The sequence below is a fragment of the Actinomycetota bacterium genome, from assembly GCA_030019255.1.
GTDB lineage: Bacteria > Actinomycetota > Geothermincolia > Geothermincolales > RBG-13-55-18 > Solincola_A.
Genome location: JASEFK010000011.1, coordinates 1 through 15459, shown reverse-complemented (window position 1 = coordinate 15459; position 15459 = coordinate 1). Strand labels below are relative to the sequence as shown.

Sequence of the window (15459 nt, the reverse complement as noted above, 5' to 3'; positions counted from 1 at the left end):
TTTCCCTCCATCCGTCCCGCTCAACCGTGGTCCTTCAGCACATACCCGGAGGTGATTATCCCCGAGGCGATGGTGGTGGGCACTCCCCCTCCCAGGTGGGTGGAGCTCCCCGTGAGGTACAACCCCTCGATGACCCGGCTGCGTGGATGGGGGCGGAAAAGGGCCAGGGAGGTGAGGTCGGAGAACAGCCCATAGATGGCCCCCTGGGGGGAGAGCAGGCGCCTCTCGAAGTCCAGGGGGGAGGAGACCTCCAGGTAATCGATGTGGTCCCTGACCCCGGGCATCACGTAGCGCTCCAGCTGCCTGACCGCCTCCTCGCGGTACCAGTCCTTGAGCCGGTCCCAGTTGTCCCCCAGCGGGGCGTAGGGAGCCGGGGCGTTGCACAGGAAGTTCAGGATGTGGTGCCCGTCCGGGGCCAGGGAGGGGTCGGCTTCCGTAGGCCAGCAGATGAGGCTCATGGCCGTGCGGGGAATGACTCCCTTGGTGTAATAGAGGTTCCAGACCCGGTTCATGTCCTCGATGGACCCGGAGACCACCGTGTGGTGGGCCTCCAGGTCCGGCTTCTCGTCCAGGCCCACGTAGATCATGGGGCAGGGCATGGAAAGGCGGTAGCTGTCTATGGCCTTCAGCGCCCAGGAAGGCAGGTTTTCCGGCCCCACCATCTTGAGGTAGGCCACCTTGGCGTTGACGTTGGAGACCACCACCTCGGAGGTGATCTCCGTCCCGTCCTCCAGGACCACGCCGCGGGCTCGGCGTCCGTCCAGGATGATCCTCTCCACCTTGCACCCGGTGCGCACCTCCAGCCCATGCTCCCGCCCCGCGCGAAGCATCCCCTCGGGGATGGAGATCATGCCCCCGCGGGGGTAATAGATGCCCAGGTGCTCGGAGAGGGCGATGAACCCGAAGATGCCCGACCCCAGCTCCGGGGGAGCCCCCGCGAAGTAGGACTGGAAGGCCACCGAGCCCAGGATGACCGGGTTGTGGTAATAGGAGCGGACCACCGATTGGTGGCGCCTGGCCAGCAGCGGCAGGTAGCGCAAGACACGAGGGGTCTTCATCACCATGGCCAATGCCTCCCCCCCCGTGTTCAGGGGAGAGGTCATCATGGCGTCCATCATCTCGTCGATCATCTCCAGGCCCAGGCTGCAGAACCTCTTCCATCCCTCCACGTCCTCGGGGGCGATGGACTCGATGACCCTGGTGGTCTCGTCGATGTCCGTGGGATAGGAAAAACGCCTCCCGTCCTCGGTGATGAAGGAATAGATGGGATCGCAGGGGAGGAGCTCTATGTAGTCCTCCCTCCGCTTCCCCATGAGGTGGAAGAACTTATCCATGGGGTGAAGGATCTCCACGATGGAGGCGCCCACGTCGAACCTGTACCCATGGGACTCGAAGGTGGAGCAGCAACCCCCCACGATGTCTGCCTGCTCCAGGATGAGGGTCTTCATGCCGTTTTTAGCCAGCAGGGCGGCGGTGGAGATTCCTCCCAGCCCGGCCCCGATGACCACGGCGTCGTAATCGGCCATCACCCTACCTCCTCCCCGACCTCCGGAAACCGGCCTTCGCCATTGCTTCTCCCCTTGGCGCAGGGATCTCCCTTTTTTCGCAGGGACACACCCCGACGCTGCGGCAGTAACCCATTGGTCAGCAGTCTTGACTAATTATTTTAATTTTACTATCCATATTTGGAGTTGTAAACTCCTTCCACGCTTCCCGACACCCCCACAGAGAACGAGTGAATGCCTGGAAATATCGCCGTGGTCGTGGAGAAGGCCGAAAAGAGGAGGGGCGAAGCCAGGTTCAGCTACCAGTAAGAACGCCAGGACATCGCGGAAAACCTCCCGGAATCCTCTCCCTTTCAGGACATGAGCTTCTACTGCAGAGATGTCCTGCATTAATATGATTACGGAGACGCCAACCAGGTCCAGCCTCAGGCCCGATCCTTTACAGGGCCGAGAGGTTATAATGGACGGCAGCGGGGGAAGCAATGGATGGTAAACTTTACCTGCGAGGAGAATCACGAGCTTCGGTTCTCTTCCGCCCACCGACGGAAGGATTCTTTACCGGCCACGGCTGGGAATGATCAGAAGTCGGTAAGCGCAAGGACTCGGGCACCGAATCTGGGAAGTAAGGAGGTCGGTTATGACACGGCGTTTCATCACCCGCGTGTTTCTCCTTTGCCTGCTCCTGGCAACGGTCCTACTCTCCCCAGGCTGCGGAGGGAAGGAATCCGCGGCGCCGCCATCCACGCTGGAGGTCCCCCGGCTGGACAGCGGCCCCATAAGCGGCACGCAGGAGGACGGCATCTGGGTCTACAAGGGCATTCCCTACGCCGCGCCCCCGGTGGGGGAGCTGCGCTGGAGGGAACCCCAGCCGGTGGAGCCCTGGGAAGAGGTCCGGCCCTGCACGGAGTACGGGCCCGCCTGCCCGCAGGGTGAATGGCCTTACCAGGTGCAAAGGGACATCTTTCGCATCACCGACCAGGACGAGGACTGCCTGTACCTCAACGTGTGGACCCCGGCCGAAAGCCCAGATGACAGGCTGCCGGTGATGGTCTGGATACACGGCGGGGGCTTCACCGTGGGCTCCGGCTCCCAGGTTCTCTACGAGGGAAAGTACCTAGCCCGCAAGGGCGTGGTGGTGGTGACCATAAACTACCGCCTGGGCCCGCTGGGCTTCATGGCCCACCCGAAACTCTCGGAGGAATCGCCCCACGGCGTTTCCGGCAACTACGGGCTGCTGGACCAGATCCAGGCCCTGAAGTGGGTGCAGAGGAACATCGCCGCCTTCGGTGGTGACCCCGGCAACGTGACCATCTTCGGCGAGTCCGCCGGCGGGGCCAGCGTCTGCGCCCTTCTTGCCAGCCCGCTGGCGGAAGGTCTTTTCCACCGCGCCATTGCCGAGAGCGGGGCCTTCCTCACCATGGGCATGCCCACGGCGGCAAGATCGGAGACCCTCGAGGAAGGGGAGAAACTGGGCGAGAAGATATCCCGGGAGCTTGGGTGCGACCGCGAGGAGGACGAGCTCGCCGCCCTACGTTCCAAGTCCCCCCAGGAGCTCCTGGAGGCCTTCCAGAAAGTGGGAACCGGTCTCCTAGGGCGCGCTTCCATCGGTCCGGTGGTGGACGGATATGTCCTTCCCGAGAGGCCCCAGGACGTCTTCGCCGCCAGAAAACAGCACAAGGTGCCCCTGCTCATCGGGAACAACGCCGACGAGGGAATGCTCTTCCTGGCCGGACAGTCCATCTCCGCCCAGCAGTACGAGAACCTGGTCCGGCTGGCTTACGGGGAACACGCGGGCGAGGTGCTCTCCCTCTTCCCCGTACAGGCTGGAGAGGACCCCAAGGTCGCCTACAGCCGTCTCTTCACCGCCATGGGCTTCGCCGCCCCCTCCCGCTTCGCTGCTGAGAGGATGGCCGAGGCAGGCATGCCCGTCTACGTCTACCTCTTCACCATGCGGTCCAGCGTCCCGGGGACGGAACACATGGGCGCCTACCACGGCTACGAGCTGCCCTTCGTCTTCGGTACCCTGGTGCGCTTCCTGCGCCCGGAGGACCAGGCCCTCTCGGAGACGATGATGAACTACTGGACGCGCTTCGCCGCCTCCGGCGATCCCAACGGGGGAGCGGAGCCGGAGTGGCCGCGCTTCTCGGCCCAGGAAGATATTTACCAGGAACTGGGAGAGGAGGTGGCCTCCCGGTCCGGGTACTACCCGGAGGCCTACCGGCTGGTGCTGGAGATAAACGGCCTCTTGTGAACGTTTCCCTGAGTGGTCGCGAAGAGGTGGAATCGGCTCACTGGGCGCACCTGGAGGGCTTTCACCAACATCGGAAACCCCCGGGAGGTCCGGGAGCTCATCCTGAACCAGAGGAACATTTTCCTCGAGCGCAGGTCGGGACGTGCCCCCGTGGCCGGGACCACTCCCCCTCCCGCCCCCTCCCCGGAACCTTCCCCCGGCGAGCGTGGGGAAGCGGCCTCCGGCACCTCCGTTTCCCAGGACCTGGAACTGGTGGAGGGACTGCATAAGCTGGACGAACTGCGGCGCAGCGGGGCCCTCTCCGAGGAGGAGTTCGAGCGGGCCAAGAAGGAACTCCTGGAGAAGCTGGAAGGCCGGTGACCAAAGGCAATTAAGAAAACTTGGAAATTGCCATCACTTTCACTGGTTCAAAACATTATTCCCGGCATTGAACATGGAAATAAACATCCCTGTGCGAAGTGAACCCAACTACTGCCAGAAAGATGTCACAAGTATGACATAAAATGATAACGGAAAACTGGAGATAATATCTAAATTACAAGGAATCCAGAAAATAATCGTTATGGAAAGCCAAAATGTCTGGTAAGATATGGCAGTATTTTCCTCCAGCAAGAAGTTTCGCATGTATATAGATGAAAACGGATACCATACCTATAAAAACTTTCATGAAGTAGATAATAAATTCTTGGTCCGATAGGCTATGTTCTAACTTTTCAAGATGAGCTTAAGAGCCAAATACAATCGAAACTATAAAGACAACAGAATTGAAGGATGCGGGAAGATCTTTGGGTGAGAAATGGGAAGGCTGCTTTTGGGCAGCCTTCTCACGCTAGCCTTTACGAGCTATCCACCTCCGAAATCTCGGATTACCTTCTTTTTAGAATACCCTTGAAAAGATGTCAAGTTGTTCGAGCGGAGGACTTGGGTCGCTAATCCCCTCTCCTTCACTTTTCCGGGGTGGAGGAGAGGCCGTGGCGTATGAAGTCCATGAGCCTCATGAAAAATGCTGGGACGTCGAACTCCTCCTCCAGGACGTGCAGGTTGCCGGCAATCTCGGCGATGCCGATGAGGGCGTAAGCCACGTCCAGGGGATCCAGGGGCCTGAAGACTCCTTCCTCTATGCCCCGCTGGATGTCCTGGGCCAGGAACTCCGCCACCCGGCGGTAGGCCTCCGCGGCCTTCTTCCTCAGGCGTTGGTTTCCGGCCAGGGCCTCGGTGACCACGCTGGTGAACATGAACTGGACGTCCCGGTAACGGGAGATGAAGGACAGTCCCTCCAGGCCCAGGCGTGTCAGGGCGTCCCGGGCCTCGCCCGCCACGCGTCCGGCCTCGGATAACAGCGAGCGCAGGCTGCGCTCCATGGTGGCGATGAAGATGTCCTCCTTGCTTGGGAAATACTGGTAGCAAGTTCCCTTGCTCACCCGGGCCTCGGCGGCGATGTCGTCCATGGTCGCGCTGCGGTAACCCCGGGAGGAAAAGACCCGCAGGGCGGCGTCCAGTATCTCCTCCCTCTTCCTCTCCTCGTCGCTCAGGGTCGCCAGCCGCTCCTCCTCCGCCAGCTCATGGGGCCCCTTGTTCCGCGCCCTCTCCCGGAAGCGGTTCCAGTCGGCCACGTCCCGGAAGGGATAGCGGTCCAGGATGCTCTTGATGCTCCGGATGGAAAGGCCCTCCTCGCGCATGTTCTTTATCAACAGGAGGCGCTCCAGGAAGGCCCGGTCGTAGTAGGCCACGTTGGGCTTCTGCTTCCGCGGTGGCGGGAGCAAGCCCTTGGCTAGGTAGAACTTTATGGTGCTCACCGGGAGCCCGGAGGCCCGGGAGAGCTCCTTCATCTTCATTAGACCGCTATCGCCTCTGCCCTTCATCTCCGACCACTCCACCTGTCTCCCGCATGACCGTTCCCCGCTCCCGACCCTCCGCTACGTCCCTGGAAACACCTACCACGTTCCGGCGTCTCTCGCATCCTTTAACCCCCACCACCCAACCCGTCCTTCGCCCGATCACTCTTGCCTCCCCGCTTTCCGCGGCGCACCTCGAAACACCGCGACGTCCCGAGGTCTCCAGTATTTTCATCGCTCGCTACCCCGCGCGTCCCATGTGCGATCGCCCCGACCCTCGACCTCCACTACCTCCCCTGAAACATTCGCCATGCTCCGTGACCTCTTGCCTCCCTGGAGGGCGTCCCGGCCGGGCCGCCTTCCGCCGTCTTTTTCCGCCTCAGAGCACCTTCTCGCCGTGGGCGCGCACTTTCTCCCAGTCCACCTCCACCCCCAGGCCGGGCCGCGAGGGGATGGTGATGTAGCCATCCTTGTCCACGGTGATGGGCTCGGTGAGCATGGCATCCCGCCCTTCCGGGGTCCAGCCGGGAGGATCGTAGGGATATTCGCAATGGGTGCAGTTGGGAATGGCCCCCATCAACTGCAGGTTGGCCGCCAGCCCCAGGCCGTTGGTCCAGGTATGCGGGTTGTAGATGATATGTGCCGCCTCGGCCATGGCCGCCAGCTTGCGCCCGGCCAGTATCCCCCCGGCGAAGGTCACGTCCGGCTGGATGATGTCGTAGCAGCCCCGGTTGATGAGCTCCCGGAAGTCGTCCAGGTCGTCGTTGAGCTCACCGCCGCTTATGGGGATGGTGGTGGAGCGTCGCAGGACGGCCAGGCCTTCGAAGTCCCGCATGCGCAGGGGCTCCTCCAGCCAGGCCACCCCCAGCTTCTCCAGCTCCCGGGCCACGGTCATGGCCCGCTTCAGGTCCCACCTGGGATAGGCTCCGAACCCGTGGATGAGCCAGGCCTGGTTGGCGTCCACCATGATCTCCACCTCGTCGCCCACCGCCACGCGCACCGCCTCCACCACCGCCAGGTCGCGGCGGATGTCATCGTAGCGGATGCGCAACTTGATGGCCCGGAAGCCCTCCTCCACCAACCGCACGGCGTCGTGGGCCCGGGTCTCGGGGTCGCGCAGCTCGCCGGTGGAGGCGTAGGCCTTCACCCGGTCGCGGGCCCCGCCCAGCAGGCGGTAGACCGGCTGCCCGGTGGCCTTGCCGATTATATCCCACAGGGCGATCTCCACGAACCAGGCCCGGAAACCGATGACCTTGGCCGAGCGGAGCACCTGCACGAAGTCCTCCACCCGGAAGGGGTCCCTCTCCAGGAGGAAAACCCTTATCAGCTCCGGAAAACCCTTCCATTCCCCGGCGAAGGCCACCCCGCTGCATGCCCCGTCGATGCCCTCGTCGGTGATAAGGCGAAGGATTACCGCGCTGTTGGCGTGAGAGGGTACTCCAGGGATCCAGCTGGGATGGAAGGGTTCCCGCAGGGGGAAATGGCAGATGTAGGCCTCGGCGTCCACGATCTTCATGTTCACCCCTCCCTGGAGCGGTTCGTCGCCTTTTCCTGCACATGGTAAACCGTTCCATTTCCCCTAATGATAGCCCATGTCGGCCCTTTCCGGAACACAGCCCCCTTATCCTTCCGGCACGTCGGTCTCCAGAGGACACCAAGGTTTCTTCTCAACTTTTTCGGCCCCTGCACCGCCTGCCTGGACCGTGCAGTGAACCCGCCACGATATCACTGCCGCGGGAAAGGGTCGTTTACCGACCGGCCGGGCCCGGGCGTCTCCGTGAGATACGGAAGGAACGAGCCGGGTCGCCGCGTGCGGGGACTTCGCGTTCTCCCCTGACCTGCCATCCCCACGAGAGGTCACCCCCGCCGGGTAGACTTTTTCCGGGTCCCTTGATGGGCCATATGATAGGTACAGGGGAGCGCTGCGAGGGGACGGGCCTCCGCTTCTTGCCACGCTCTACCAGGGGAGGTAAGGTGCATGGAACCGGGAGATGGTGAGCCTTGAGGAAGCGGGCAGAGGAGTTGTGCGTACTCCGGGTCCTCGCCGTGGAAGGGGATGACGGGGGCTTCCTTCCCTTCGAGGCGGCCGCCCTCCTGATGCAGAACGGCAGGGAGCTCAGCGCCTTCTCCTGCCCGGTGGACCCGGGATGCCCTCCTCCCGCCTGGCTGCTGAGGCGCAGCGGAAGAAAGGAGGGAGAATTCCGGGCGGGGGTCCCTCCAGGCGAGGCCGCCGCAGCGCTTCTACGCTTCTGCAGCGGGAGGCCCCTGCTGGTCTATGCGCGGGAAGGCCCCGAACTCTCCCTGCTCTTGGAGGCGGAAGGGATAGCCCGCGCAGAAAAGGTGCTCGAGCTGCGGCACCTAGCCTGGCTGGCCCTGCCCTACCTACGGGACCATTCCCTGCGGGCCCTGGCCTCCTCCCTCCTTGGGGAGGAGCTACCCTGGAAGGCGCTCGAGGAAGCCCGCCTCATGGGCCGCCTCCTCGGCGCACTTTTGGAGGCCTGGCGGGAGACGCCTTCCCGCGTCCGGACCGCCGTGAAAGGCGCTCTTAAGGAAGCGCGCAATCCATGGCATTTCTTTCTTCCCAGCGGGAGGGAAGGCTCCTCCGCCGCTTTCCCCGACCTCGCTGAACTCCTGCCCTTCCTGGAACCTTTTTCCATCCAGGAAGGAGGCGGAGCAGAAAAGGTGAGGGTGGAGGGTGCCCACGGGGCGATAGCGGAACGGGCGGTAGAGTTCCTTTCCCCGGAAGGCCCACTGGCCTCCCTGCATCCCGGCTACGAACCACGTCCCCAGCAGGAGAAGATGGCCCGCGCCGTGGCGGAGGCCCTCGAGGACTCCGCCTTCCTGGTGGTGGAGGCAGGAACGGGGGTGGGGAAGTCCCTCGCCTACCTGGTGCCCGGGGTCCTCCACGCCTGCTCGCGCGGTTCCCCGCTTATCGTGTCCACCTACACCCGCAACCTACAGGAACAGCTCTACCACCGCGACCTCCCCATGCTGAGCCGGGCCCTGGGTTCCTTCGATTACGCACTCCTCAAGGGAAGGAACAACTACCTCTGCCTGCGTAAGTGGTCGGAGTGGTGCGCTTCCCTTTCCCGGGGTGAACCCGCGCTTCCCCTCTACGGGCTCGCTCCCGCCGAGGCTTACGCCTTCCTGGTCTCCTGGATGTCCCGCTCCCCTGCCGGTGACCTGGAGGAGATTTCCATCGACCTCCGGCTGGCCCTGGCGGGGACGGCGGAACGGCTGGCCTCCCAGCCCGATGACTGCCTCCGTTCCCGCTGCCCCTTCCAGGGGCGCTGCTTCGTGGAGCGCGCCCGTTCCCGTGCCGCCATGAGCCTGGTGGTGGTGGTCAACCACGCCCTGCTCCTTTCCCAGATCTCCACCTCGGGAGGGGAAGCGTCGGACCTCGTCCTCCCTCCCTACCGGCACCTGGTGGTCGACGAGGCCCACCACCTGGAGGAGGTGGCCACCCAGGCATTCACCCTCTCCTTCTCCCTCGAGGAATGTTCGCACCTCCTCGAGGACGGGGCCGGCGTCAGGGGGCTCGCCTCGCTCTGGGAAGGCCGCCTGGACGACGAGACCGGGCTCCAGGAGCTGAGTGAATACCGGAGCCTCGCCGAAAGGACCCGCGAGGCTTCGGAGGAGGTCTTCCTGCGCTCCTTAACGCTAGCCCTCGAGCGCGCCGCGCAGGTCCCATCTCGGGCGGAGGACGTAGAGACCAGAAGGCTCACGGCCGAGGACCTCTCCCTCCCGCCATGGGACGGAGCGCGGCGGGAGGCGGGAGAACTCGCGGGGCTCCTGGAATCCTTCGCCTCCTCCACGCTGAGGCTCCGGGACAGGGTTTCCGCCGCTCCCGGCCCTGAGGACCAGGAGCTCATCCTCTCCCTGCGCCGGGCCGAAGCGGTGGCGGAAAGGGCGAAGAGGGGCGCGGAGGCACTTACCATATTCTTCCTCCCGCCCCACTCCGACGGATTCCCCTATCACCTGCGCTGGGTGGAGGTTCCAAGGGCTACCCAAGAGGAGAGGGGAAGCGCGGGCCCGCGCCTTTATTGCGCCCCGGTGAGCGTGGCGGAAGAACTTTCTAACCTGCTCTTCCGACGGCTGGAAGCGGCCATCCTTACCTCAGCCTCCCTGCGCGCTCCCGGGGAGAGAAGAGGTTTCTCCTTCTTCCTGCGCCGTACCGGCCTGGAGCGGGTGGAGGAAGAGGGGCGCGAGGTGCGCCTCCTGGCCCTGGACTCCCCCTTCGACTACGCCCGCCGTTCCCTCCTCCTGGCGGTCGGCGACCTTCCCGAGCCCGCCGCGGATCCCACCTCCTCCCAGCCCTACCTGGAGGAGATATGCCGCGTGTGCGGAGAGGTGATCGGGGCGGTGGGAGGGCGTACCTTGGTGCTGCTCACCTCCCACCAGCAGGTGGGCTACCTCCACCGGGAGTTGCGTATGCGTCTGGAAAAAGAAGGTATCGCCTGCCACCGCCAGAGCTGGGGCCTGCCCAACTCCCTGGTGCTGGAGAGGTTCCGCGAGGACCGCGACTCGGTCCTTCTGGCCACCGAGGCCTTCTGGGAGGGGGTGGACGTCCCCGGCGAGTCCCTCTCCGCGGTGATCATGGCCAAGCTCCCCTTCCGGCACCCCGGCGACCCGGTGGTGGCCGGAAGGGTGGAGGACCTCGACCGCCGCGGCGAGAGCGGTTGGCGCTCCTATTACCTTCCCCTGGCCGTGACCCTCTTTCGCCAGGGCATCGGGAGGCTGATGCGCCGTTCCACCGACCGGGGGGTGGTGGTCGTCCTGGATCCCCGCTTCCTCAAGCGTTCCTACTCCTCCGCCTTCCGCGCCGCCCTCCCACGCGGGATGAGGGTGGAAGTGGTAGACAAAGACGAGGTGGGGGAGAGGGTGAGAGGGTTTTTCCACGCCGGTGGCGAGGGACCACCATAGGATCTGCAACCATGAGACGACCCCCGCCTGGGAGAAAGGATTCGGGACGCCGCGCGTTCCATGCTCCCGCCTCCAAGGGGCTTGTCTGATAACGAAGGGCTTGGAGGATGATATACTTTTACCGACAACGAGTCGGTACTTGGCTTTTGCCGTGGTTTGATGCTTGACGGTGTGGGCGCGGCGCCGTCGCCCGGACCGACTTGGGAGGGGAGATGAAGGCCGCAAAGACCAGGAAATCACAGGTGACCCGGCAGAACCTCCTTCATGCCGCTCACAAGGTCTTTCGCGAAAAAGGGTACCACGACACCAAGGTGGTGGACATCATCGAGCGGGCGGGATGCGGGCACGGCACCTTCTACGACTACTTCAAGGGCAAGGACGACGTGCTCATGGCCCTCCTCTCAGACCTCGTCCTGGAGCTGGAACGGCTGAGCGAATCCGCCTGGGTACTCCTGGAGCGCATGGCCTTCGACGATTACCAGGCGGTGCGTATCCTCCTCCGGGGCATTCACGACATCTTCGACCGCCACGCGGACCTGCACAACGTTTACATCGAGGCGGCCATAGAGAACCCCCGCTTCGGGGAGCTCTTCAACGATTTCCACCGCCGCTTCTCGGAGATCCTGGAGAAAAAGCTGCGGGAGATGCAGGCCGTCGGCAAGTGCGGTGGCCTGGATGCGAAGATCGCCTCCCAGCTCCTGGTGACCCTCATAGGATTCACCGTCTACGGCCGGGAGGCGGGGTTCATATCCGGGTCTCCCGAGGAAGTGGTGGAGAACCTGGGCCTTCTCATCTTCCGGGCCCTGAACTTCTGAGCCTTGCAGGGCCGCCCGCCCTTTAAGGAAGTGCTTGCCGGCCCCACGCCCACTCGACGTTAGGGCAGGTCCCTTGCCCACGCCTCCGGCCGCCGGGGAATATCCCCTTCGCTGCTACCCGCGCAGGCGCCGTTCTTCATCGGTAGCGCCGGGGCGGCCTGAAAAATGGTATTACTGTCTTTGAAGGAAAATTCGTTCCTGGTTTACCGCGAGGGGCGAGAGATCTAAATATCCAAGAGGTCGACGTACCAGCGACCCTCCTCCCGGCGCAGCGGCACGCGCAAGGCCTGACCCTCGCCGAGGGACATCTCATTTCCTTCCAGATCCTGGAAGTCACCCCACACGTGCACCACAGAGCGGTCGCCCTCCGTGCTCACCTCGAACAAGAGATTCGAGGCATCCGCGTAGGGGATGTTCTCCGCGAAACCGGCCAGGAGTACCGCTCCCAGGGTTTCCGGGTCAGCATCCGGCATCTCCGCCCTGGCCCGCTCCAGGAAGGAGGGAGCCACCAGATCGAGAAAGCCCACCCCGTCTCCCTGCATGGCGGCTCGAAGTGCCTCCTCGGCCACCCTTTCCTCCTCGCTTTTCTGTGGTGCGGCCTTTTTCCCGCATCCGGAGGCTATCACCGCGGCCAGGGCCAGCATCGCCACCGCGAGAACCGCCTTCCGAGCGAAGCCGGCTAGACAACGCATTCCTCCGCCCTCCCTGCCCGGCTTATCCAGACCGTCTGCTCGGAGACCTTCTTCCACTTACCGTCCTCGCGGCGCAGGAAATAACGGATCCCCGCCCCAGTCATAGGCCCGTAGAGGGAGCCGATCTCCACCACCGCCTCCCCTTTCTCCGGGTTATATTCCAGGACCGTCACTGAGTGTTCGGCGTAGCTCCAGGTGTTGCGCTCTCCCTGGTGGGTGTCCAGTAGCCGGTGGTACTCCTCCAGGTCTATCTCGGAGAGGGCCCCTCCCTCCCATTTCCAGATGCGCTGTGCCAGCGCCTCCACCGAAACGTCGCCCGTGCCCTCGGACTTCCGCGTCCAGAGGGCCACGAAATTGCGATCCCCCTCGCGCGGGACCAGTATCTCCCGGACGGCGAAATCCGCCAGCTCGGCCTCCTCCTTCTCCACGTCTCCCCCGCCTCCGCAGCCCGGGAGCAGGACGAAGACCAAGGCCAGGCCGAGCGCGCTAACCATGGATAGCTTCCACACCCTTAACATGGCCCCATTATAAACCGTTCGCATGACAAGCTAAAAAGGTGGACGCGAAGGCGGATCCGATCATTACCTGGAATGGAGGGGAAAGCTCCTCTGCGGGGGATTCCTCCGCTGGGAGCCGCCCTTTCCCCCTCAGGAGCTTTGGAGGGCTGGGGGTTTCCGCCGCGTTCCTTTCTGGCATAGAGACCGACCTCGGCGACTCGCCATCCATACCGCGCACGAGGTCACGGAGTCAAAATATGGTAATGCGCCGCTAGCCCGCCGGAGGTGGCGTCACCTTCCGCTCGAGGGCGGAGACACCATGTCCGCAGTCCCCTTCCGCGAAACGCCTCCCAGATTCCGGCGAGCGGATATCCACGGGGGTGGGGAAGAATGACCCTCCATCGGCACTGGGAGTAGGGAACACGCTGCAAAGTCCACTCCCCGGAAAGCCGAATGAAAGGGGGAGGGAACGCACCGGTCCCCTCCCCCTCTCGCCCTGCCGCTTCGTCACCGGAACCCCGACGACCCCCCGAACGACCCTCCTCCGCTCCGGCTATTCCTCTTTCATCCCAGTAATGCCACGGCCTTCCAAGACCTGCCTCACACGTCGCTCAGGCGACCGCTCAAGTACTCGTCGTAAGCGGCGAGGTCCAGCAGCCCGTGTCCCGAGAAGTTGAAGAAGATGCACTTTGATTCGCCGCTCTCCCGGCACTTGACCGCCTCGTCGATGACTGCCTTGATGGCGTGTGAGGTCTCGGGGGCGGGAACGATGCCCTCGGTGCGGGCGAAGGTCACCGCGGCCTCGAAGACCTCCACTTGGTGGTAGGCCCGGGCCTCCATGACCCCTTCCTTCACCAGGAGGCTGATGATGGGCGCGTCGCCGTGGTACCGCAGTCCTCCGGCGTGGGACGGAGGGGGCACGAACTCGTGGCCCAGGGTATACATGAGCAGGAGGGGGGTCATCTCCGCAGTGTCCCCGAAATCATACTCGAAACGGCCGCTGGTGAGGGTGGGGCAGGAGGTGGGCTCCACGGCTATGAGCCGGATGTCCTTCCCCTGCAGGCGGTCCACCACGAAGGGAAGGGCCGTGCCCCCGAAGTTGGAACCGCCCCCCACGCAGCCGATGACCATGTCCGGGTAGTCGTCCACCAGCTCGAAGGCCTTCTTGGCCTCCAGCCCGATGACCGTCTGGTGGAGCAGGACGTGGTTGAGCACGCTTCCCAGGCTGTACTTGACGTCGTCGCCCTGCACCGCCAGCTCGATGGCCTCGGAGATAGCGATTCCCAGGCTCCCCGGGGTATCTGGGTCCTTTTCCAAGACCTTCCTGCCCGTCTCCGTCATCTCGCTGGGGCTGGGCTGCACCTTGGCCCCCCAGGTCTCCATGAGCACCCGCCGGTAGGGTTTCTGCTGGTAGCTGGAGCGGACCATGAACACCTGCAGCTCCAGGCCGAAGAAGCAGCAGCCCATGGCCAGGGCGCTCCCCCACTGGCCGGCCCCGGTCTCGGTGGTGAGCTTGCGCACCCCCTCCTTCTTGTTGTAGTAGGCCTGGGCCACGGCGGTGTTGGGCTTGTGGCTCCCCGCCGGGCTCACCCCCTCGTTCTTGTAGTAGATGCGGGCCGGGGTCTGCAGGTGCTTCTCCAGCCGGGTGGCGCGGATGAAGGGCGTGGGCCGCCAGATGCGGTACACGTCCAGCACCTCGCCCGGTATGTCGATGTAGCGCTCCTGGCTGACCTCCTGCTCGATGAGGCCCATGGGGAAAATCGGTGCCAGGTCATCCGGTCCTATCGGCTGCCGGGTAGCCGGGTGGAGCGGCGGCTCCAGGGGTTTGGGAAGGTCCGGAAGTACGTTATACCAGGCCTCCGGGATATCCTTCTCCCCCAGCTGGATTATCTTGGGTTGTTCCTTCATCTTCCCTCCTCCTCTCTTCGAACTTCGCAGACACGCTTCTGAAACGTTTTAGGGACGATAACGCTCTCACGACCGACTCTTCGTTTCCCTCCTCCTCGCTCAACCTTTCCTGATTACTACCCCTCTGCTCCGTGTTCCCGCCCGGCACGCGAACCCCTTCATCCGGCGCCTCATATGAAAGGGCCACGGAGTCTTTTCTCTCCGTGGCCCTTGATGCCTGTCCCTGGTCTCAACTCGCGCGGGGCGGACAGGCACCGCCACGGTGCCCCCGCCACCACCAGGCAAAGGTCTCCTTCGATTTCATCGAGCCTTCAGCCTGCATGCCGCATATCCTCCTAACGGGATGATGGAAAAATTATCGTTTCCGCCCTTCCCCTTGTCAACCCGTGTCCTGGTTCACTACATGGTGAACACATCACCCCTGTTCTTGCACTCCTCCATCCAAAGGTTCAAGAACTCCATGGGGATGAGATAGTGTCCTGGTTTGACGTTTAACTTGGCTCGAAAATGATCACCGGTGGTAAAGCCCACAACCCTATGTAAATTCTCGCCCTCCAAGACAAGGGACTGCTTTCCTTCTTCCGGAGATGGGAGATAAGCGATTGCTCTCCCCTCCGGTATATCAACTCGAGAAAAGGAGGGCAGGGCTTGACCTGGGGCTCGAGCCCTCGTCCCCTCGAGGCGATTCCCTATTCCGTTTTCCAAAGGCGGCTAGGAGGCCATCCTGGCCACCCGCCTCCCCTCCTCAGGATCCTCCTCCTCCAGCGGACTCATGTCCAGATACCGCCTCCCGGTCTCCCATTCCTCCGACTGCTCCACACAGAGGGCGGTGATGAGCCGCAGGGCGGATTCCCGATTAGGGAAGATCGCAACCTCCCGGGTCCTTTTTCTGATCTCCTGGTTCAACCTCTCCACGCAGCCCATGGTCCTGATCCTCCGCCTATGGCCTGTGGGGAAGTGGAAGCATGAGAGCACGTCGTCCTGTGCCTCCTTGAGCCTTCCTAAAACCTCCGGGCGTATCTTCTCCCATCTT

The 15459-nt window shown here is 63.5% G+C and carries 12 protein-coding genes; 4 read left to right on the top strand and 8 right to left on the bottom strand.

Annotation, left to right across the window (positions count from 1 at the left end; translation table 11 throughout):
* Positions 1-20 precede the first annotated feature (20 nt).
* Positions 21-1526, bottom strand: coding sequence for an NAD(P)/FAD-dependent oxidoreductase (locus tag QME84_09735; protein MDI6874544.1), 1506 nt, complete (start codon positions 1524-1526; stop codon positions 21-23).
* A 616-nt stretch (positions 1527-2142) separates the two neighbouring features.
* On the opposite strand from QME84_09735, the gene QME84_09730 reads away from it, so the two are divergent.
* Both QME84_09730 and QME84_09725 read left to right on the top strand, forming a co-directional pair.
* Positions 2143-3756: a carboxylesterase/lipase family protein gene (locus QME84_09730; GenBank protein MDI6874543.1), complete on the top strand. Its 1614-nt coding sequence runs from the start codon at positions 2143-2145 to the stop codon at positions 3754-3756.
* Positions 3757-3768: 12 nt separating this feature from the next.
* Complete coding sequence (locus QME84_09725; protein ID MDI6874542.1) at positions 3769-4116, top strand: SHOCT domain-containing protein; 348 nt, start codon at positions 3769-3771, stop codon at positions 4114-4116.
* Positions 4117-4700: 584 nt separating this feature from the next.
* Here the strand turns inward: QME84_09725 and QME84_09720 are convergent.
* The 3 genes from QME84_09720 to QME84_09710 form a co-directional block, all read right to left on the bottom strand.
* Entirely contained in the window at positions 4701-5618 is a 918-nt protein-coding gene (locus QME84_09720; protein ID MDI6874541.1) for a TetR family transcriptional regulator, read from the bottom strand.
* Entirely contained in the window at positions 5599-5826 is a 228-nt protein-coding gene (locus QME84_09715; GenBank protein ID MDI6874540.1) for a hypothetical protein, read from the bottom strand. Before QME84_09715 ends, QME84_09720 begins: the two co-directional genes overlap by 20 nt.
* A 144-nt stretch (positions 5827-5970) precedes the next feature.
* The gene (locus QME84_09710) at positions 5971-7107 is read right to left on the bottom strand and encodes a mandelate racemase/muconate lactonizing enzyme family protein (protein MDI6874539.1); all 1137 of its coding nucleotides are present in this window, start codon (positions 7105-7107) and stop codon (positions 5971-5973) included.
* 485 nt (positions 7108-7592) lie between these two features.
* Here QME84_09710 and QME84_09705 point away from each other — a divergent pair, with 485 nt between their 5' ends.
* Positions 7593-10514: a helicase C-terminal domain-containing protein gene (locus QME84_09705; protein MDI6874538.1), complete on the top strand. Its 2922-nt coding sequence runs from the start codon at positions 7593-7595 to the stop codon at positions 10512-10514.
* Positions 10515-10726: 212 nt separating this feature from the next.
* A complete protein-coding gene (locus tag QME84_09700) occupies positions 10727-11329 on the top strand; it encodes a TetR/AcrR family transcriptional regulator (protein MDI6874537.1) in 603 nt (200 codons plus the stop codon).
* 224 nt (positions 11330-11553) lie between these two features.
* On the opposite strand, the gene QME84_09695 is transcribed toward QME84_09700, so the two are convergent.
* From QME84_09695 to QME84_09680, 4 genes are all read right to left on the bottom strand, one after another.
* Positions 11554-12021 (bottom strand): hypothetical protein, encoded by a 468-nt coding sequence (locus QME84_09695; protein ID MDI6874536.1) that lies wholly within the window; start codon positions 12019-12021, stop codon positions 11554-11556.
* On the bottom strand, positions 12009-12515 hold the full coding sequence (locus QME84_09690) for a hypothetical protein (GenBank protein ID MDI6874535.1): 507 nt from the start codon (positions 12513-12515) through the stop codon (positions 12009-12011). The genes QME84_09695 and QME84_09690 overlap by 13 nt, the downstream gene beginning before the upstream one ends.
* Positions 12516-13118: 603 nt before the next feature.
* Positions 13119-14426: a TrpB-like pyridoxal phosphate-dependent enzyme gene (locus tag QME84_09685; GenBank protein MDI6874534.1), complete on the bottom strand. Its 1308-nt coding sequence runs from the start codon at positions 14424-14426 to the stop codon at positions 13119-13121.
* Positions 14427-15137: 711 nt separating this feature from the next.
* Positions 15138-15459: transposase (locus tag QME84_09680; GenBank protein ID MDI6874533.1), on the bottom strand; the 322-nt coding region annotated here is incomplete at its 5' end.